Source organism: Leifsonia williamsii (assembly GCF_030433685.1).
Classification (GTDB): domain Bacteria; phylum Actinomycetota; class Actinomycetes; order Actinomycetales; family Microbacteriaceae; genus Leifsonia; species Leifsonia williamsii.
On sequence record NZ_JAROCF010000001.1, the window covers coordinates 1,958,383 to 1,975,358 of the forward strand.

At 73.7% G+C, this 16,976-nt stretch carries 17 protein-coding genes; 6 read left to right on the top strand and 11 right to left on the bottom strand.

What is annotated here, in order from left to right:
- The first annotated feature begins 66 nt into the window (after positions 1–66).
- The gene (locus tag P5G50_RS09165) at positions 67–1,446 is read left to right on the top strand and encodes an FAD-binding oxidoreductase (RefSeq protein ID WP_301210781.1); all 1,380 of its coding nucleotides are present in this window, start codon (positions 67–69) and stop codon (positions 1,444–1,446) included.
- Positions 1,447–1,531: 85 nt separating this feature from the next.
- Here the strand turns inward: P5G50_RS09165 and P5G50_RS09170 are convergent, their stop codons facing one another.
- Positions 1,532–2,920, bottom strand: a complete 1,389-nt coding sequence (locus P5G50_RS09170; RefSeq protein WP_301210780.1) for a DUF2252 domain-containing protein — start codon at positions 2,918–2,920, stop codon at positions 1,532–1,534.
- A 171-nt stretch (positions 2,921–3,091) separates the two neighbouring features.
- Between P5G50_RS09170 and P5G50_RS09175 the strand changes: the two genes are divergently transcribed.
- From P5G50_RS09175 to P5G50_RS09190, 4 genes are all read left to right on the top strand, one after another.
- Positions 3,092–3,385: a hypothetical protein gene (locus tag P5G50_RS09175; protein WP_301211384.1), complete on the top strand. Its 294-nt coding sequence runs from the start codon at positions 3,092–3,094 to the stop codon at positions 3,383–3,385.
- Between the two features lie 79 nt (positions 3,386–3,464).
- Positions 3,465–5,339 (top strand): glycoside hydrolase family 15 protein, encoded by a 1,875-nt coding sequence (locus P5G50_RS09180; protein ID WP_301210779.1) that lies wholly within the window; start codon positions 3,465–3,467, stop codon positions 5,337–5,339.
- Positions 5,336–6,433, top strand: a complete 1,098-nt coding sequence (locus tag P5G50_RS09185; protein WP_301210778.1) for an ATP-binding protein — start codon at positions 5,336–5,338, stop codon at positions 6,431–6,433. The genes P5G50_RS09180 and P5G50_RS09185 overlap by 4 nt, the downstream gene beginning before the upstream one ends.
- Positions 6,434–6,449: 16 nt before the next feature.
- Complete coding sequence (locus P5G50_RS09190; RefSeq protein WP_301210776.1) at positions 6,450–6,968, top strand: hypothetical protein; 519 nt, start codon at positions 6,450–6,452, stop codon at positions 6,966–6,968.
- Positions 6,969–7,027: 59 nt separating this feature from the next.
- Here P5G50_RS09190 and P5G50_RS09195 read toward each other — a convergent pair whose 3' ends face one another.
- From P5G50_RS09195 to P5G50_RS09220, 6 genes are all read right to left on the bottom strand, one after another.
- Positions 7,028–8,248, bottom strand: coding sequence for an AI-2E family transporter (locus P5G50_RS09195; RefSeq protein WP_301210775.1), 1,221 nt, complete (start codon positions 8,246–8,248; stop codon positions 7,028–7,030).
- Between the two features lie 173 nt (positions 8,249–8,421).
- Positions 8,422–8,919: an SHOCT domain-containing protein gene (locus P5G50_RS09200; RefSeq protein WP_363319464.1), complete on the bottom strand. Its 498-nt coding sequence runs from the start codon at positions 8,917–8,919 to the stop codon at positions 8,422–8,424.
- Between the two features lie 232 nt (positions 8,920–9,151).
- Complete coding sequence (locus tag P5G50_RS09205) at positions 9,152–10,027, bottom strand: ADP-dependent NAD(P)H-hydrate dehydratase (RefSeq protein WP_301210774.1); 876 nt, start codon at positions 10,025–10,027, stop codon at positions 9,152–9,154.
- Positions 10,014–10,724 (bottom strand): histidine phosphatase family protein, encoded by a 711-nt coding sequence (locus P5G50_RS09210; RefSeq protein WP_301210773.1) that lies wholly within the window; start codon positions 10,722–10,724, stop codon positions 10,014–10,016. The genes P5G50_RS09205 and P5G50_RS09210 overlap by 14 nt, the downstream gene beginning before the upstream one ends.
- Positions 10,721–11,644, bottom strand: a complete 924-nt coding sequence (locus P5G50_RS09215) for a prenyltransferase/squalene oxidase repeat-containing protein (protein WP_301210772.1) — start codon at positions 11,642–11,644, stop codon at positions 10,721–10,723. The genes P5G50_RS09210 and P5G50_RS09215 overlap by 4 nt, the downstream gene beginning before the upstream one ends.
- Positions 11,645–11,722: 78 nt before the next feature.
- Positions 11,723–12,562 (bottom strand): helix-turn-helix transcriptional regulator, encoded by an 840-nt coding sequence (locus P5G50_RS09220; protein WP_301210771.1) that lies wholly within the window; start codon positions 12,560–12,562, stop codon positions 11,723–11,725.
- 101 nt (positions 12,563–12,663) lie between these two features.
- On the opposite strand from P5G50_RS09220, the gene P5G50_RS09225 reads away from it, so the two are divergent.
- Entirely contained in the window at positions 12,664–13,440 is a 777-nt protein-coding gene (locus P5G50_RS09225; RefSeq protein ID WP_301210770.1) for an SDR family oxidoreductase, read from the top strand.
- Positions 13,441–13,549: 109 nt separating this feature from the next.
- Here P5G50_RS09225 and P5G50_RS09230 read toward each other — a convergent pair whose 3' ends face one another.
- The 4 genes from P5G50_RS09230 to P5G50_RS09245 all read right to left on the bottom strand — a co-directional run bounded on the left by P5G50_RS09230 (position 13,550) and on the right by P5G50_RS09245 (position 16,951).
- On the bottom strand, positions 13,550–14,650 hold the full coding sequence (locus tag P5G50_RS09230; protein ID WP_301210769.1) for a DNA glycosylase AlkZ-like family protein: 1,101 nt from the start codon (positions 14,648–14,650) through the stop codon (positions 13,550–13,552).
- Positions 14,647–15,720, bottom strand: coding sequence for an NAD(P)/FAD-dependent oxidoreductase (locus tag P5G50_RS09235; protein WP_301210768.1), 1,074 nt, complete (start codon positions 15,718–15,720; stop codon positions 14,647–14,649). The genes P5G50_RS09230 and P5G50_RS09235 overlap by 4 nt, the downstream gene beginning before the upstream one ends.
- Positions 15,717–16,451, bottom strand: a complete 735-nt coding sequence (locus tag P5G50_RS09240) for an alpha/beta fold hydrolase (RefSeq protein ID WP_301210767.1) — start codon at positions 16,449–16,451, stop codon at positions 15,717–15,719. Before P5G50_RS09240 ends, P5G50_RS09235 begins: the two co-directional genes overlap by 4 nt.
- Positions 16,452–16,558: 107 nt before the next feature.
- Positions 16,559–16,951 (bottom strand): DoxX family protein, encoded by a 393-nt coding sequence (locus P5G50_RS09245; protein WP_301210766.1) that lies wholly within the window; start codon positions 16,949–16,951, stop codon positions 16,559–16,561.
- Positions 16,952–16,976 lie beyond the last annotated feature (25 nt).

The following is a 16,976-nucleotide window of genomic DNA, read 5'->3' on the forward strand; positions in this document are numbered from 1 at the left end:
CTGTGCTCCGGTGCGCCCCGCTGTGCGGCCACCGAACACCCGAGAACACCCGAACAGGAGACCCCCATGTCGCTTACCGAGACCGCCGTCTCGGATCGCTTCCGAGACCTCGCCGCGCGCCTCACCGGCTCCGTGGTGACCGCCGCCGACCAGGACTGGGACGCGGCCCGCCAGGCGTGGAACCTCGCCGCCGACCAGCGCCCGGAGTCCGTCGTCGTCGCCGCCGACGCCCCGGACGTCGTCGCGGCCGTGCAGTTCGCCGCCGCGAACGGCCTCCGCGTCGTCCCGCAGGGCACCGGCCACCTCGCCGGCCCGCTCGGCGACCTCTCCGGCGTGCTGCTGCTGCGCACCGCCGCCCTGCGCTCGGTCGACGTCGACCCCGACGCCCTCACCGTCCGCGTCGGCGCGGGCGTGGTCTGGGGCGAGGTCACCGCGGCGCTCGCCCCGCACGGGCTGGCGGCCCTGGCCGGCTCGTCACCCGACGTCGGCGTCGCCGGTTATATGACCGGTGGAGGCTACAGCTGGCTCGCGCGCGAGCACGGGCTGGGCTGCACGGCCGTCACGGCGTTCGACGTCGTCACCGCCGACGGCGTGCAGCGGCACGCGACCGCCGACGAGGAGCCGGACCTGTTCTGGGCGTTGCGCGGAGGCGGAGGCAACACCGCCATCGTCACCTCCCTCACCTTCGGGGTCTTCCCGATCCCGCAGGTCTACGCCGGCATGATCCTCTACCCGATCGAGCGTGCCGACGAGGTCCTGCACGCGTACGAGCGCTGGACGCGCGACCTCACCGAGGCGGCGACCACCTGCGTGCGGCTGGTGCGCGTGCCGCCGATGCCCGACATCCCCGAGTTCCTGCGCGGCAAGGCGTTCGTCGGCGTCGACGGCGCGATCGACCTCCCGGACGACGAGGCGGCCGCGGTGCTCCAGCCGCTGCGCGACCTGGGCCCGGCGATCGACACGTTCGGCCCGCTGCCGACCGCGCAGCTCGGGATGCTGCACATGGACCCGCCAGGGCCGGTGCCCGGTCTCGGCGACGGCCTCATCCTCACCGACCTCACCGAGGGCGCGATCGAGGCGCTGCTCGACGTGGCCGGACCGGAGGCGCAGACCGCGCTGCTCGCTGTCGACCTGCGGCACCTGGGCGGCGCCGTCGCGCGTCCCGCAGAGCAGGGCGGCGCGCTCGACCACCTCGCCGGGCGGTTCCTTCTGTACGCGGTGGGCGTCGTCGCCGACCCGGCGCTCGTGCCGGTCATCGAGCGCGACCTGGCGACGCTGCGCGCAGCGCTGGAGCCGTGGACCGAGCCGATCGACTACGCCAACTTCCGCGAGGTGAAGGCGGACGCCACCCGCTTCTTCGGGCCGGAGACCCTCGACCGCCTCCGCGCGGTCAAGGCCCACTACGACCCGCAGGACGTCATCCGCACCGCGCACCCGCTCGGCTGACGAACCGCCGAGTACGCGGACTCTCCGCGTACTCGGCGGTTTCCGGCCGAATTCGCGCGTACTCGGCGGCCTCCGGGGGCGGGGATCAGGCCGTGGCGAAGGCGCCGTCGCGGGCCGCCTCCAGGAAGACCGCGTAGTCGGCCTCGGCCTGGTCGGCGTACGCCACCGACCAGCGCGTGACCGCGCGCACGAAGGCGTTGCCCCCGCCGAGGTAGCCGGCGATATACGCCGCCTTCGGCGACCGCGCATGCGCACGGGCGAGCACCGCCGCGCACACCCGCGCGTAGTCGTGGAACTGCGCCCTGTTCATCGCCGCGAGGTCGAACGACGCGTTCCGGTTGCGGAACAACCGCATGTAGAAGCGGAACCTCTCCGCCGTGAGATAGCCGAGGAACGGGTCGGAGACGGCCTGCAGGATGCGCTGGCACGCCACCACCCGGTAGCCCTGCTCGTCGGGCAGCAGCACAGGGTCGAGGTAGCCGGGCAGCGGCTGCACCCCGCCGAACCGTTCGACGACGGAGCTGGTCGCCTCCTTCAGCTGGAGGAGCAGCACCTCCTCGACCGGGCCGACCAGCGCGAGCACGAAGCATCGGGTGCCGACGCTGCCGACGCCGACCACCCGGCGGGCGATGTCGGCGATGCGCAGCTGCGAGAGCAGCAGGGCGACGTTGGGCGGCACGGTCAGCCGGTAGCGCTCGAACGCGAGCAGCGCCTCGTCGCGGAGCTCCGGCTCCAGCCGGGTGAGGATCGGCGGCTGTTCGACGAACCGGAAGTCCCCGTCGCCCCCGTCGGTGAGCACCCGGCGGGCGACGCGCTCGCTGGTGCGCTTCTGCGACGAGCGGACCACCTCCGCGATGAGGCGCTCCATGTCCTCGCTCAGCCGCCTCCGGCGCTCCTGCACCGACGTCGGCGTGAAGTACCGCTCCTGCAGGGGCAGCCGCAGGGCGCGGGCCAGCCAGTCGCGATAGACGCCCGCGGCGGCGGACACGGTGTCGCGGATGTGGTCGTCGGGCAGCCGCAGCGACCGGCCGGCGAGCACCACGCTCGTGAGCAGCCGCTTCACGTCCCACTCCCACGGCCCGACGGTCGCCTCGTCGAAGTCGTTGATGTCGAACACCATGGAGCGCTCCGGCGACCGGTAGATGCCGAAGTTCGACAGGTGCGCGTCGCCGCAGATCACGACCTCGGCGCCGGTGACGGGACCCGCCGCCAGGTCGGCGGCCTGGATGGCGGCCGTGCCGCGGTAGAACGCGAAGGCGTCCGCGCTCATCCGCTCCACCCGCAGGTCGATCAGGTTCTGCAGGCGCTGCTCGTGCTGCGCCCGCAGGATGCCGATGGGGTCGCGGCCGGGAGGCGGCGAATAGTCGCCGTGCGCCGAGCGCGGCAGGTCGGCGCGGCGATCGTGCCCCGCCTCCCGCAGCTCGGCCTCCAGCAGGGGGCTCTCGGCGTTGGCGGGAACGGCTTGGGCACTCATGGCGTACCTCCTCGGGCGGGCTCATCATAGGGCGGGGGAGGCGGGCGCGGGCATGGGGAAGTCGGCCGTTGCTACGCTCCTCCCGTGGACGGGAACGGTAGCGGCAACGTGAGCACCAACGCGGACGACTGGATCGAGCACCGCCGCGGCGACGGCGAGCGCGTCGGGTGGATGCGCCCCGACGGCGACGGGTTCGTCGCCGTCGACCTGCTCGGCCGCGAGCGCACCGGCGTCGTCGACTGGCTCACCGCCGAGGAGACGCTGGAGACGGTCGGCATCGGCTACCTCGCCGACATCTACGAGCTGGAGCAGGAGGACGGCACCCGGCTGCGCGTTCGCATCGCCGAGGTGTCGCCGCGGCGCGTGCTGGTGAAGCACGACGACTTCGGAGCGGTCGGCATCCCGCAGGTGTACATCGACCTCCCGTTCCCCGCGCCGGAGGGTCTGCGGCCGCTGCGGCGCTGACCGTCGAGCTCCCCCTGTTGCACCCCCGCGGCCCGGCGTTAGCATCCGGGCCAGGCGCCGGGCCACGCGGCGCAGGAGGGTGTGCGCCATGACCGAGCCGTTCCCCGACATCGCCGACCACGGCCTCATCGGCGACCTGCAGTCCGTCGCTCTCGTCTCGACCGCGGGGTCGGTCGACTGGTTCTGCGCGCCGCGGTTCGACTCGCCGTCGATCTTCGCCTCGCTGCTCGACCGCGAGAAGGGAGGGTATTTCCGCATCCACGCCGCGGGCGAGGGGATGCGCGTGAAGCAGATGTACTTCCCGCAGACGGCGGTGCTGATCACCCGGTTCATGAGCGAGGCCGGCGTCGGCGAGGTGATCGACTTCATGCCGGTCGCCGACGAGCCGACGGTGCCGACGCCGAACCGGCTGCTGGTGCGCGCGATCCGGATGGTGCGCGGGGAGCTGACCTTCCGGGTGGAGTGCCGCCCACGGTTCGACTACGGCCGCCGGCAGCACACGGCGACGGGGTACCCGCACGGCGTGCGCTTCGAGTCGGGCGACACCAGCGCCGCGCTGCACGGGCTGGGCGGCGACGTGCTCGACGGCGACGACGTCGACACCTCCCTCACGCTGAAGGCGGGCGCCCTGCGGATGCTCGTGTTCGAGACCGAGCCGGAGTCCGCTCCGCACGAGCTGACCAGCGCCCGCGGCACCCGGCTGTTCCGCGAGACGGTCGCCTTCTGGCGCGAGTGGATCGGCCGCAGCACCTACCGGGGCCGGTGGCGGGAGGCGGTCGAGCGCTCCTCCATGGTCCTCAAGCTGCTGCAGTACGCGCCGACCGGGGCGCTCGTCGCGGCGCCGACCGCGGCCCTGCCCGAGCAGCTCGGCGGGGTGCGCAACTGGGACTACCGGTACACCTGGATCCGCGACTCCTCGTTCTCGATCGACGCGCTGCTCGCCCTCGGCCACTCGGAGGAGGCGCTCGGCTTCATCCTCTGGGCGGGCGACCGCGTCGTCGAACAGGTGGGGGAGGCGTCGGGGCCGCTCAAGATCATGTACCGCATCGACGGCTCCTCCGACCTGGAGGAGCTGACGCTCGACCACTTCGAGGGCTACGCCGGCTCCCGGCCGGTGCACATCGGCAACGGCGCGGCCGACCAGCTGCAGCTCGACATCTACGGCGAGGCGATCGACGCGCTCGCGATCGGCGAGCGGGTCCGCGCGATCGGGCATCCCGGCTGGACCAAGCTCGTGTCGATCATCGACTGGCTCGCCGACAACTGGGACCAGCCCGACGAGGGCGTGTGGGAGACGCGCGGCGGCCGCAAGGACTTCACCTACGGTCGCATCATGTGCTGGGTCGCGTTCGACCGGGCGATCAGGATGGCGGTGGAGCGGGGGAGGCCCGCCCCACTGGAGAAATGGACGGCCGCCCGCGACGCGGTCTACCAGCAGGTGTTCACGCGCTGCTGGAACCCCGACCGCCGGGCGTTCACGCAGTATCCCGGCACGGACGTCCTGGACGCGATCACCCTCCTGATGCCGATCGTCGGCATGATCTCGCCGCAGGACCCGATGTGGCTGTCGACGCTCGACGCGATCACCGACGAGCTCGTCACCGACAGCCTGGTGTACCGCTACAACCCGTCGGCCTCGCCGGACGGGCTGCCGGGCGCGGAGGGCACCTTCTCGCTCTGCTCGTTCTTCTACGTGCGAGCGCTCACCGACGCCGGACGGCTGGACGAGGCCCGCTACGCGTTCGAGAAGATGCTCACCTACGGCAACCACGTCGGGCTCTACGCCGAGGAGATCGACCCGGCCGGCCTCCAGCTCGGCAACTTCCCGCAGGCGTTCACGCACCTGGCGCTGATCAGGGCGGCGATCAGCCTGGACGCGGCCCTGAACGCGCATCCCGCGGGCGCGCAGCAGCAGCAGCAGCCGGCGGGCGCGCGGACCGGGGTGCTCTCGTGATCCCGCTGACGATCGGCACGGCTGTGGAGGCGCCGGAGCGCCCGGCGGTCATCGACGGCTCCCGGTTCAACCGGCACACCTTCTGGTGCGGGCAGAGCGGCTCGGGCAAGACGTACGCGCTCGGCGTGGTGCTGGAGCAGCTCCTCCTGAACACGGAGCTGCCCATCGCCGTGCTCGACCCGAACGCCGACTTCGTGCGCCTGGCCTCCACCCGGGAAGACGCCGACCCCGACCAGGCCGCCCGGTTGGCCGCCCTCGACATGCGCGTGCTGCACTCCAGCACTCCGGCCGAGCCGCAGCTCCACACCCGGTTCGTCGACCTCAGCGTGCGCTCGCAGGCGGCGGTGGGGCGGCTCGACCCGATCGCCGACGAGGAGGAGTACAACGCCCTCCTGCACCTCGACAAGAACGTCGGCCACTTCGACCGCTCGACCTTCCTCTCCGGACTCGTCGGCTCGCCCGACGCGGCCCAGCACCGCCTGGGGCTGCGGATCGACAACCTGGAGATCCTCGACTGGCCGCTGTGGGCGTTCGGCGGCGGCTCCGCGACCGACGTGGTCGACGAGCGGCCCCGCGTGACGGTGCTCGACGTGGGCGGCTTCGCGCACCCGGCCGAGCCGCAGGCCGCCGCGCTCGGCATCCTGGAGCACCTGTGGGAGCGCAGGATGGAGCGCCGGCCGCTGCTGATCGTGATCGACGAGGCGCACAACTTCTGCCCGCCGGAGCCGCGGAACAGCGTGGAGGCGCAGCTCACCGAGCAGCTCATCCAGATCGCCGCCGAGGGCCGCAAGTTCGGCCTCTGGCTGTTCCTGTCGACGCAGCGGCCGACGAAGATCCATCCCAACGTGCTCTCGCAGTGCGACAACCTCGGCCTGATGCGGATGAACGCGCCGCGCGACCTCGCCGAGATCGGCGACGTGTTCGGCTTCGTGCCGCAGCACCTGCTGGAGCAGTCGCCGTCGTTCCGCAAGGGCGAGGCGCTGTTCGCGGGGGCGTTCAGCGACGAGCCGCAGCTGGTGCGGATCGGCCGCCGTCTGACGGTCGAGGGCGGCGGCGACCTGTCCGTCGAGCCGAGCCCGGCGGCCGGGGCGTGACGTGGCGGATGCTGAGATGACGGCGACGGCTCCGCACCCGGCGCACCGCGCGCTCTGGCGCCACTGGGGCACCCCGGCGGCGGTCTACGGCACCGTCGTCTACTCCAGCCTGATCGCCGCCGCGTCGGTGGAGGCCGAGCACGCCGCCGCCGGTCGCATCCTGCTGTTCAGCGTGACCACGATCGTCGTGTTCTGGCTTGCCCACGTCTTCTCGGTCGCCCTCGCGCACCACGGCGACGCGGACAGCGTCGGCGCCCGGGTGCGCGACTCGCTGGGCCACGCCTTGTTCGAGTCGAGCGGGATGCTGGAGGCGGCGATCGTGCCGAGCATCCCGCTGGTGCTGTCGGTGTTCGGGCTGCTGCAGGTGCGCGCGGCGGTCGTCCTGTCGCTGTGGTGCGCGGTCGTGGTGCTCGCCCTGCTGGGCTACCTGGCGTTCCGCGTGCGCGACCGGCCGCTGTGGGTACGGCTGGTGGGTGCCGCCGCGACCGCGCTGTTCGGGGTCGCGGTGGTGGCGCTTGAGGCGCTGCTGCACTGAGGGCGCTGCTGCACTGATCCGCTGCTGAACTGATCCACCGTGGCACGGGGCGATGCCGACTACGGAGCCGTCCCGTCGTGCCGGTGCGCCTTCAGCTCGTGCCGCTCGGCCTTGCGCTCGGCGCCCTCCTGCCTCATCAGGGCGCGGGTCGCTTCCAGGTCGCCGAGCATCGGCCGCCAGGTGCGGGCGCGGGGGTCGGAGTCGACCAGCACCGCGCGGACCAGCAGCGTCAGCGGCACCGCCAGGATCGCGCCGATCGCCCCGAGGACGACCGCCCAGAACAGCACGGAGAAGAAGGTGAGCGTCTGGCTCAGCGCCACCGCGTTGCCGACCACCTTCGGCTGCACCACCGACTGGACCACCGCGTTGATGACGCCGTAGACGATGATGACGGCGACGACGGTCGGCCAGCCTCCCGTCAGCCAGCCGAACACCAGCGGCGGCACGAGGGCGATGAAGTAGCCGACGTTCGGGATGAACGAGCACAGGAACGACAGGATGGCCCACAGCAGCGCCGCCGGCACGCCGAGGATCAGGAGCGCGACGCCGTTGATCACGCCCTGCACGACGCCGAGCGCCGTCGTCACGACCATGTAGCGGCGGACGCTGTGCGCGAAGCCGGTCAGCGCGTAGACGAGGTTCGGTCGCACCGGTTGCAGCTGCCGTAGCAGCGTCGGCGTGTAGGCGGCGTCCGCCGGCATCAGGATGAGCATGGTCAGCACCACGACCAGGAACGACACCAGGCCGAACGCGCCGCCCAGCAGCCCGGTGAAGAAGTCGAGGAACTTCGACGGGTCGAAGCCCTTGGTGATCTGCGACACCTCCTGCGGCCCGACGCCGATGCTCTGCAGCCAGGAGCCGATCTGCTGGCCCGCCTGCTCCAGCTGCGGCTTGTACTGCGGCAGCATGGCGACGAACTGTGCGAGAGCGATCACGATGACCGCGGCGAAGGCGGCGAGGAGCGCGAAGATCGTCAGCGCGACCGCCCCGGTGGCGACCCCCTCCGGAGTGCCGTGCCTGGTCAGCCAGACGCGCACCGGCTGGGCGCAGATGGTGAGGACGAGCGCGAGGAGGGTCGGTGCGAGGATGCCGCTGATCGCGGCCATGCCGAACGACACGACCGTCGCTCCGGCCAGCGCGAGCAGGATGCGGGTGCTGCGCCCGACCCCGGTCTGCACGGAGGCGGCTGTGCTCTCGGCGTCCGCGTCGTCTCCGCTGGGGGGCGCGGGCTGCGGCGTCTTCGCGCGGCGCCGGAGCGGCCACCACTGCGGTGTGGGCATGGCTGCTCCTCACTGCGCGCGGAGCCGGGCAGGGCTCGAGCGGGCGCGCATCGCGTGCGGTGAGACGGCCGGGCGGGCGGGTGCCCGCCCGGCCGTGGCGCCGGGTCGCCGAGCGACTCGGCGGGTCCGTCGGCCCAGGCCGTCGGTTCAGGCCGTCGGTTCAGGCCGTCGGTTCAGGCCGTCGGTGCCGCAGGCGGCGTCGTCCCGGTGGGCGGTGCTGCTGCCGCAGCGGTCGCGGCCATCGGGGCGGCATGCGCGCCGGCCCCCGATGCAGGCGGCGTGGCGGGCCGGCCGAGCGCGACCGACTTGAGGTGCTCGAACTCGGCCGGCGAGATGGCGCCCGAGTCGAGCAGGGCCTTCGCCTTGCTGATCTCGTCCGCCGGGCTCGACCCGGCCACCTGACGGATGTAGTCGTCGGTCGCCGACTGCATCTGACGGGCCTCCCTCTGGTTGCGCTGAGCCATTCCGGGGCCGCGCGCGATCAGGTAGACCAGCGCCGTGAGGAACGGCACGAAGATCAGGAAGATGATCCACACCGCCTTCCACCAGCCGTTGAGCGTGTGGTCACGGAACAGGTCGCTGATGATCGCGAACAGCGCGAACAGGTACGCGACGAACGCGAAGCTCCAGAAGAAGAGCCAGATGACACTCCAGAAGTTGCTCCAGTCCATTACGGTTCACCCCTCCCTCCGGGCCCGGTCGAGCCTGGATGTGGGCTGAAGATAACTCCGCCGACCGCCTTCCGGCTATACCGCAGTTTTGCCGTCTTCCCGGGGGCGCCCGATGCCCGTACGGTTTGGGCGTGCGAGCCGCTCCGCGTGCGCGGCACCCCTCCGCCGCGTACGCGGTTCCGCCCGCCGGCCCCTGCGACCGGCGGGGCGGCAGGACCGCCGCGGCCTCCGATCAGGACAGCGCGGCGAGCTCCCGGGGGAGGCGGTCGACGAGCTCCGACGCGAGGTAGCCGACCGGCGCGAGGTCCGCAGCCAGCGCCGCGCCCGCGGCCGTGTGCAGGTAGGTGCCCCACACCGCCGCCTGCAGCGGGTCGGCGCCGCGCGCGGCAAGGCCCGCGATGGCGCCGGATTGGACGTCGCCGCTGCCGGAGGTGCCCAGCCCGTGGTCGTCGTCGTCGAGCGCGAACAGGTCGCCGGCGGGGGAGGCGATGCGCCCGAAGCAGCTCACCACCGCGTCGTAGTGGCGCGCGATCGCGAGGGTGTCGTCGTCGAGCGAGCGGAGGTCGCGGCCCAGCAGCCGCGCCGCCTCCGCCTGGTTCGGCGTGAGGATGCGCCGCCCGCGACCGGCGAGCCGCGGGTGGCCGGCGAGCGCACCGAGCGCGAAGGCGTCGAGCACGAGCACGGTGTCGCGTCCGACCGCGCGGGCCGCGCGGGGCAGCATGCGGGCGGTCTCGGCCGCGTCGTCCAGTCCGGGGCCGAGCAGCACCGCATCGGCCGAGTGGAGGTCGTCGGCCGCAGCCCCCAGCGCCGAGCCGCGCACGTGGCCGTCGCGCGTCTCGGCCAGCGGGACGACACCCGACTCCGGCACCGCGACGGCGACGGCGGTGGCGACCGAGGCGCCGACCGCCAGGCTCAGCCTCCCCGCTCCGACCCGCAGCGCCGCCCGGCCGGCGAGCATCGCCGCGCCGGGAGAGCGGGAGGCGCCGCCCACGACCAGCACGGACCCGCGCGACCGCTTCGAGCCGGTGGCCTCCGGCAGCGGCCAGCCGCGCAGCAGCTCGGGCGTCACGCGCCGCGGAGCTGCGCCGCCGCGATCACGCGTCGGCACGGGTCGCCCCAGGGTGCTCGGTGGCGGGGAGGCCCGCGACGGCGAGGTGGGCGTCGTCGGCGAACGCCTCCACGCGCCACCGGCCGTCGTCCGCCTGGGTGAGCGCGGTCACGGACGCGTTGGTCACCGGGCGGGTGAGCAGGAAGTCCGCGAGCTCCTCCTCGGTCATCCCGAGCAGCACGTAGAGGAAGACGCTGACGATGGCGTCGTGCGCGAACACGGCGACGGTGTCGGCCGCCGGGAGGTCGCGCAGGAACGAGCGCAGCCGCAGCGCCAGGTCGGCCCACGACTCGCCGCCCGGCGGCCGGTAGTACAGCTTGCCGACCCAGCGGCGCCGGGCCGCCTCGTCGGGCAGGCGGCGCTCGACTCCCAGGGTCGTGAGCGCGTCGATGACGCCGAGCTCGCGGTCGCGCAGCCGCTCGTCGATGCGCAGCGGCGCCTGCTCGCCGAGGGCGATGCGACCGGTCTGCAGCGCGCGGCGGTACGGGGAGCTGAACAGCACGACGTCGGCCGGCAGCGCATCGCGCAGCCGCGCCCCCAGGGCGGCGGCCTGCAGCTCGCCGAGCGGGGAGAGCGGGATGTCGGCGTCGCGCGCCTGCACCGCGATCGTCTCGCTGCCCGCGGCCTCGGCGGCCGTGGCGGCGACGTTCGCGGTGCTCTCGCCGTGCCGGATGAGGAGGAGCCTGCGAGCGGTCATGCGGAGGACTGTACGCCCGCTCCCGCCCAGTCCAACACGCGCAGCGCCCGCAGCGTGACCATGCGGCTCGGCTCGCCCACCGCCTCCAGGTCGATCAGCGGCCGCCCGGGCAGCACGCGGTCGAGCAGCCAGCGGCCGTCGGGAAGGCGCTTGCTCTCGACCAGTGCCACGGCCTCCGCCGCCCGCTCGTCATAGGGCACGCCGGCAGCGCGCAGGTGGTCCAGCCCGCGGAGCACGTCGTAGTGCCAGTACGCCGGGAAGTGGAAGGCGAGCCAGTGCTCGTCGGGGACGACGCCGTCGCGCAGCCGCCGCATCATCCGGCGCTCCAGCAGGTACTCCTGGCCGCGGGCGAGCGCGGTCCGCACGTCGGTCGGCCCACCGCCGTCGCGGTAGGCGGCCAGCCCCTCCAGCACGCAGATCGTGCTGTGGAACGAGCCGGGCTCCTGCCGGGTGCGGGCGTAGCAGTTCCAGCCGCCGTCATCCTGCTGCTGCGAGAGGAGGAGCGCGACCAGCTCCTCGCGCGCCTCGCCGAAGTACGCGCTCGCGGTGAGGACGCGGCCGTTGATGCACGGCTCCTCCTCGCCGACGAAGAAGGGGTGGTGGTCCCACTCGGCACCCCAGTCGACGCCGGCCTTCACCCGCTCCACCGCCTCCCGCACCCGGGCGTCGCGCGGCCGGACGCCGAGCGTCGCGAGCAGCAGCAGCGCGTCGTCGGTGGCCGTGCGGTCCTCGGGCAGCCACACCGCGCCGCCCCAGGTGCCGTCAGCGTCCTGCCGGTCGAGCACCGCGGCGCCCCAGCCCTCGTGCGCGACGCGCTCGCGCTCGTTCGTCCACTCCGCCGCGTGCTCGCGCAGCAGGTCGCGCCTCACCTGCCAGCGCACCGCCGGATCCCCCTCGAGCAGCCACCCCACCACATCCATGCCGCGACCCTAGCCTCGGGCACCGACACCGGCACTACCCGCAACGAGTCACGACCCGACGAGCGGGTGGGTGGACGGTCAGGCGAAGGACTGGGTGCCGAGCACGGAGAGCAGCGCGAGCTTCTCGGCGGCCTCCGTGCGCGGGGAGGCGGTGAGCACGAGCAGGCACTGCGACTGGTCCTCGGTGAACAGCGCCTGGCAGTCCAGCTCGATCGCGCCGAGCTCCGGGTGCACGAGCGTCTTGTGGTCCTCGAACCGCCGAGCCACCTCGTGCCGCTCCCACAGCTGCGCGAACTCGGGGCTCTCGCGCAGCAGCGCGCGCACCAGCTCCCCGGCGCGCGACCGCGCCCCGAGCATGCCGTACGCGTCGCGCAGGGAGGCCACCTGCGCGCGGCTCTGCCGGTCGCGGTCCTCCTCGGGGTACATCGCACGCGCGGTCTCCGGCTGCGTGAACCAGCGGTAGTACTCGCTGCGCTCCAGCCCGGTGTAGCCCGACCGGTCGCCGAGCAGGGCGACCGCCATGCGGTTCTGCACCAGCGTCTCCCCGGTGTTCGACAGCACCAGCGCGGGCGTGTCCTCCAGCCGGTCGAGCACCCGCTGCAGCGCGGGAGGCACGTGCGCGCCTCCCGAGAGCCGGTCCGGCGGGTTGTGGCCGGCGACCCGGTAGAGATAATCGCGCTCGTCGGCGCTCAGCCGCAACGCCCGGGCGAGGGAGTCGAGCATCTGCTCGCTCGGCTGCGGGCCGCGGCGCTGCTCCAGCCGCGTGTAGTAGTCGGCGGACATCGCGGCGAGCAGGGCGACCTCCTCGCGGCGCAGTCCGGCGGCGCGGCGGCGGGCTCCGGCGGGCAGCCCGACGTCGGCCGGCTGCAGCGTCTCCCGGTGGCGGCGGAGGAAGTCGGCGAGCGCGGAGCGGTCCATCCCTCCATGATGCGCGACCGGGAGCGGCGCAACCAGGGATCGCCGATCCTCCGATGAGCGGTTCCCTTCCCCCGCCTCGCACTGCGACGGAGGCTGATGGCATGAACATCACAGGGAACACCGTCTTCATCCCCGGCGCGACGAGCGGCATCGGCCTCGCGCTGGCCGTCGCCCTCCAGCAGCGCGGCAACACCGTCGTCGTCGGCGGCCGCCGCACCGACCTGCTCGAGCGGATCGCCGCCGAGCACCCCGGCATCGACACCGTGCGCATCGACACCGCCGACCCCGACAGCATCCAGGAGGCCGCGGCGACCGTGCTCCAGGCGCACCCCGATCTCAACGTGCTCGTCACCATGGCGGGAATCATGCGCGTGGAGGACTGGCACCGCCCCGAGGGCTTCCTCGCGACTGCGGAGGCGACCGTCACCACGAACCTGCTCGGCCCGATCCGCCTCATCGGCGCGTTCATCGAGCACCTGCAGACCCGGCCCGACGCGACGATCGTGACCGTGTCGTCCGGGCTGGCCTTCGCCCCGCTCGCCGCGACCCCGACCTACAACGCGACCAAGGCGGCCATCCACCTCCTCAGCGAGAGCATCCGCCTCCAGCTCGCCGGCAGCAGCGTGAAGATCGTGGAGCTGGAGCCGCCGTCGGTCGCCACCGATCTCATGCCCGGGCAGCGTGAGAGCGCCTTCGCGATGCCGCTCGACGCGTTCGTCGCCGAGGTCATGCAGCTGATCGAGACGCAGCCCGACGCGACGGAGATCCAGGTCGAGCGGGTGAAGTTCCTCCGCTACGGGGAGGCTCGCGGCGACTACGCCGAGGTGGTGCGGGTGCTCAACGCGTCCGACCCGCACGGCAAGGACGCGGCCGCCTGAGCGGCCGGCCCTCGGCCTTCGGTCTCATCGATGTGTCACGACACGCCGTGCGGGCGCTCGCCTGCACGGCGTGTTGCGCCACATCGAGTACGACGGGCGGTGAGGCCGCTCACGGCCACGCGACCGTGAGCCCCTGCCAGGCCGCGAGCTGGTCGACCGCCGTGCGCACGGCCTCCCGCGTCGCGGCGTCAGCGTGCTCGTCCTCGTGCACGGCCGCGACGCGCAGGAGGCCGGCTTTGCGGTCGGCGGTCGCGTCGAGCTTGCCGATCAGGCGGTCGTCGTGGAGGATCGGCAGCGCGAAGTAGCCCCACCGCCGTTTCGCCGCCGGCTTGTACATCTCGAGCAGGTACTCGAAGCCGAAGACCTCCTGCGTGCGGATGCGGTCGTGGACGAGCCGGTCGAACGGCGACAGCAGTGCGGTCCGGCCCCGGAACCCGGCGCCGACCGCCTCCGCCCCGACGAGCGCGGGATCGACCCGCCAGCGCAGCCGGCTGCCCTCCACCGTCGCCTCGTCGCCGGCCTCGCCGACCAGCTGCGGGCGCGCGATACCCAGCGAGCGGAGCCTCCGCTCGTCGCGCAGCGGACGCGCCTGCTCCTCGGGCACCGGTTCGGGGAGGTCGGGGTGGAGGCGCTCGGTGAGGTCCCAGGTGCGCTGGCGGCCGATGCGCCCGGCGACCGCGATCTCGCCGCGCGCGGCCAGCGCCTCGAGCATCCGGGTGACGTTCTGCTCGTGCGTCCATCCGCTCGAGACCCACGGCGTCTGGGCGGTGTCGGGGATGTCCTTCGACAGCAGCGGCCCCTCGGCGCGGAGGCGGTCGAGCACGTCCTGCCGGAAGCGCGGATTGGCGGCGAGCCACGCCCGCCAGCCGCCGTGCTCCGGGCCCGCGGACATCCGGTCGAGCAGCAGCGGGAGGTCGGAGACCGGCCGGATCATCGCGAACGGCGGCGTCACCGGGTCGTCCTGGGCCTTGAGCTCGTAGAGGAGGCGGTCCTCCTCGAGCGCGGCCCGCAGCTGCTCGGGCCGGTAGTCGGCACCGAGGCGGGTGAAGGCGATGAGGTCGGCGCTCGGCGCGACGGCCGCGGTGGGGTCGAGCTGCAGGAAGGTGAGGTGCTCGACCAGCGGCACCAGCTCGCCCGGCCGGTCGGCGTCGAGCCGCTGGGCCCGCACCGCGATCCGCCGGGCTTCGTCGCGCTCGAGGTGGATGGTCATGCGTCGAGCACCCGCCGCGCGAGCAGGTCGCCCACCAGCGGGCCCATCGTCAGCCCGGCGGCGCCGAAGCCCGCGTTCACGAACAGGCCGGCGTGCCCCTCCACCGGTCCGAACACCGGCTCGTCGCCGTCGGCCAGCGGACGCAGCCCCACGCGGGTTTCGATCACCGTGGCGTCGGCGAGGCCCGGCGCGACGGCGAGGGCGTCGGCGAGCACCTGGCGGAGGCCGTCCGCGGTCTCGCGCGCGTCGAAGCCCGAACCCGTCTCGCGAGTCGCCCCGGCGACCACCCGGCCGCCGTCGAACGCGACCAGGTAGTGCGGAGCGACCGGATGCACCGAGGGCCAGTCGCGCGTCTCGACGCCCTCGACCCGCAGGTGCACGAGCTGCCCGCGCTGCGGCTCCACGCCGACGCGGGCGCCGAGCGGCGCGAGCAGGAGGTCGGTCCAGGCGCCCGCCGCGACGACGACCGCGTCGGCCGGGACCGCGCGGCCCTCCACCTCCACGCCGCCGCTCTCGGTCAGTGCCGCCGTGCCCTCGATCAGCTCGGCCCCGTGCGCCTGGGCTCCGGCGAGGAGCGCCTCGCGCAGCCGACGGCCGTCGACCCGGGCGCCGCCGCTGAGGTGGAGGGCGTCGAAGCCGTCGGCGAGCGGCGGGAACAGCTCGCGCGCCTCCGCCGCGCCGATCCGGCGCACCTCGCCGATCGTGGCGGCCTCGGCCGCCCGGGACGCGATGCGCTCCTCGGCCGCGTCGATCACCGCGCGATCGCGATTGACGACGAGCGCTCCGGCGCGGTGGTAGCCGGTGTCACGCACTCCGGCCTCCGCCAGCCGTTCCACGAGTTCGGGGTAGTAGTCGGCGGCGGCCGCATAGAGGCGGTAGAAGTCGCCGCCCGCCGACGAGCTCCACGGCTGGATGATGCCGGCTCCCGCCGCGGTCGCCCGGCCCGCGAGCCCCGCCTCGACGAACGTCACCGCGGCACCCCGGCGCGCCAGTGCGAACCCGGTGGCCGCGCCGGCGACCCCGGTGCCGACGATCGCGACGCGGAGCCGCCCCTCCGCACCGCCGCTCAATCGATGACCTCGAGGATCTTCTCGGCGAGCTCGCGCGGACGGGTGAACATCGGCCAGTGGCCGGTCGGCAGCTCCACGACCTCCCAGTCGCGCAGCATCCGCAGCTCGGAGACGAAGTCGACTCCGCCCTCCACCCACGACCGCAGCTGGTCGGCGCCGAACTCGCAGGCGATGATCGTGGCAGGGACGGCCCTGCGCCGCTCGTCGTCGTCGAGCTCGATGGCGCCGGTCACCACCAACCCGGGCTCGGGCACCGCCTGGCGGCGGAACTCCTCGCGCAACTCATCGGTGAGGTCGACCAGGTCCTCGTCCTCGAAGGCGTCCCACTCGGGCAGCGGCACGACGCCGTCGACGGGTTCCAGCCCGGACGGGACCACCTCTCCCGGGGCCAGCGGCCACGCGTCCACGTAGATGACGCGCGCCACCCGCTCGGGCCGCGCGTCGAGCGCCGCGGCCGCGAGCGGACCTCCGCCGGAGTGCCCGACGAGCACGACGTCGCGCTCACCACCCTCCGGGTCGCCGAGCGCGTTCGTCTCGCGCGCGCCGTCGATGGCGGCCACGATGGCGGCGACCTGGTCGGGCACGGTGACGACGGTGCGCGCCGGGTCGTCGCGTTCCAGTCCGGGCAGAGTCAGGGGATGCGCCCGGTGCCCCGCGTAGTCGAGGTGCCGCGCCACCTCCTGCCACGCCGATGCGCCGAGCCAGAATCCGGGGACGAGCACGATCTCCATCCCCCGACGCTACCCGGCGCCACCGACAGCGGGCCAGGGCCGGCCGTCACCGCCGCGCGCCCGTCAGCGCCCCGCCCGTCACCGCCCCACCCGTCAGCGACCGCCCGTCAGCGCCGCGCGGTCGACCAGAGCGCCGCCGCCACCAGCACCGGCTGGAAGAACAGCCGCACGAACCGCTTGCGGTCGGTGTCGAGGCCGAACGCGCTGCGGCGATGGCGCCACTGCGAGAGGTTGCCGGGGAACACCGCCACGAAGAAGGCCGCGGCCACCCGCCCGACCGTGTTGCGCCTCCGCCGCGCCACCAGCAGGGCCGTGCCGAGCGCCACCTCGGCGACGCCGGAGCCGAGCACGACCGCGTCCTCGTCGACGGGGAGCGCCGCTATCAGGCCCTCCGGCACCTGCGCGCGGAACTCCTCCCGCGCGAACGTCAGATGGCTCGCGCCGGCGAACACCAGTGCTGCTCCCAGCAGCACGCGGACGACGGTTCGGGGTGCGGACATGCGGACTCCTTCTTCTTCTGCGGTC

Coding starts and splice junctions, on each gene's coding strand:
- P5G50_RS09165 (WP_301210781.1), top strand. CDS start 67: ATGTCGCTTACCGAGACCGCCGTCTCGGATCGCTTCCGAGACCTCGCC.
- P5G50_RS09230 (WP_301210769.1), bottom strand. CDS start 14,650: ATGACCATCCACCTCGAGCGCGACGAAGCCCGGCGGATCGCGGTGCGG.
- P5G50_RS09225 (WP_301210770.1), top strand. CDS start 12,664: ATGAACATCACAGGGAACACCGTCTTCATCCCCGGCGCGACGAGCGGC.
- P5G50_RS09240 (WP_301210767.1), bottom strand. CDS start 16,451: ATGGAGATCGTGCTCGTCCCCGGATTCTGGCTCGGCGCATCGGCGTGG.
- P5G50_RS09175 (WP_301211384.1), top strand. CDS start 3,092: ATGCGCCCCGACGGCGACGGGTTCGTCGCCGTCGACCTGCTCGGCCGC.
- P5G50_RS09200 (WP_363319464.1), bottom strand. CDS start 8,919: ATGGACTGGAGCAACTTCTGGAGTGTCATCTGGCTCTTCTTCTGGAGC.
- P5G50_RS09220 (WP_301210771.1), bottom strand. CDS start 12,562: ATGGACCGCTCCGCGCTCGCCGACTTCCTCCGCCGCCACCGGGAGACG.
- P5G50_RS09210 (WP_301210773.1), bottom strand. CDS start 10,724: ATGACCGCTCGCAGGCTCCTCCTCATCCGGCACGGCGAGAGCACCGCG.
- P5G50_RS09195 (WP_301210775.1), bottom strand. CDS start 8,248: ATGCCCACACCGCAGTGGTGGCCGCTCCGGCGCCGCGCGAAGACGCCG.
- P5G50_RS09190 (WP_301210776.1), top strand. CDS start 6,450: ATGACGGCGACGGCTCCGCACCCGGCGCACCGCGCGCTCTGGCGCCAC.
- P5G50_RS09245 (WP_301210766.1), bottom strand. CDS start 16,951: ATGTCCGCACCCCGAACCGTCGTCCGCGTGCTGCTGGGAGCAGCACTG.
- P5G50_RS09215 (WP_301210772.1), bottom strand. CDS start 11,644: ATGGATGTGGTGGGGTGGCTGCTCGAGGGGGATCCGGCGGTGCGCTGG.
- P5G50_RS09170 (WP_301210780.1), bottom strand. CDS start 2,920: ATGAGTGCCCAAGCCGTTCCCGCCAACGCCGAGAGCCCCCTGCTGGAG.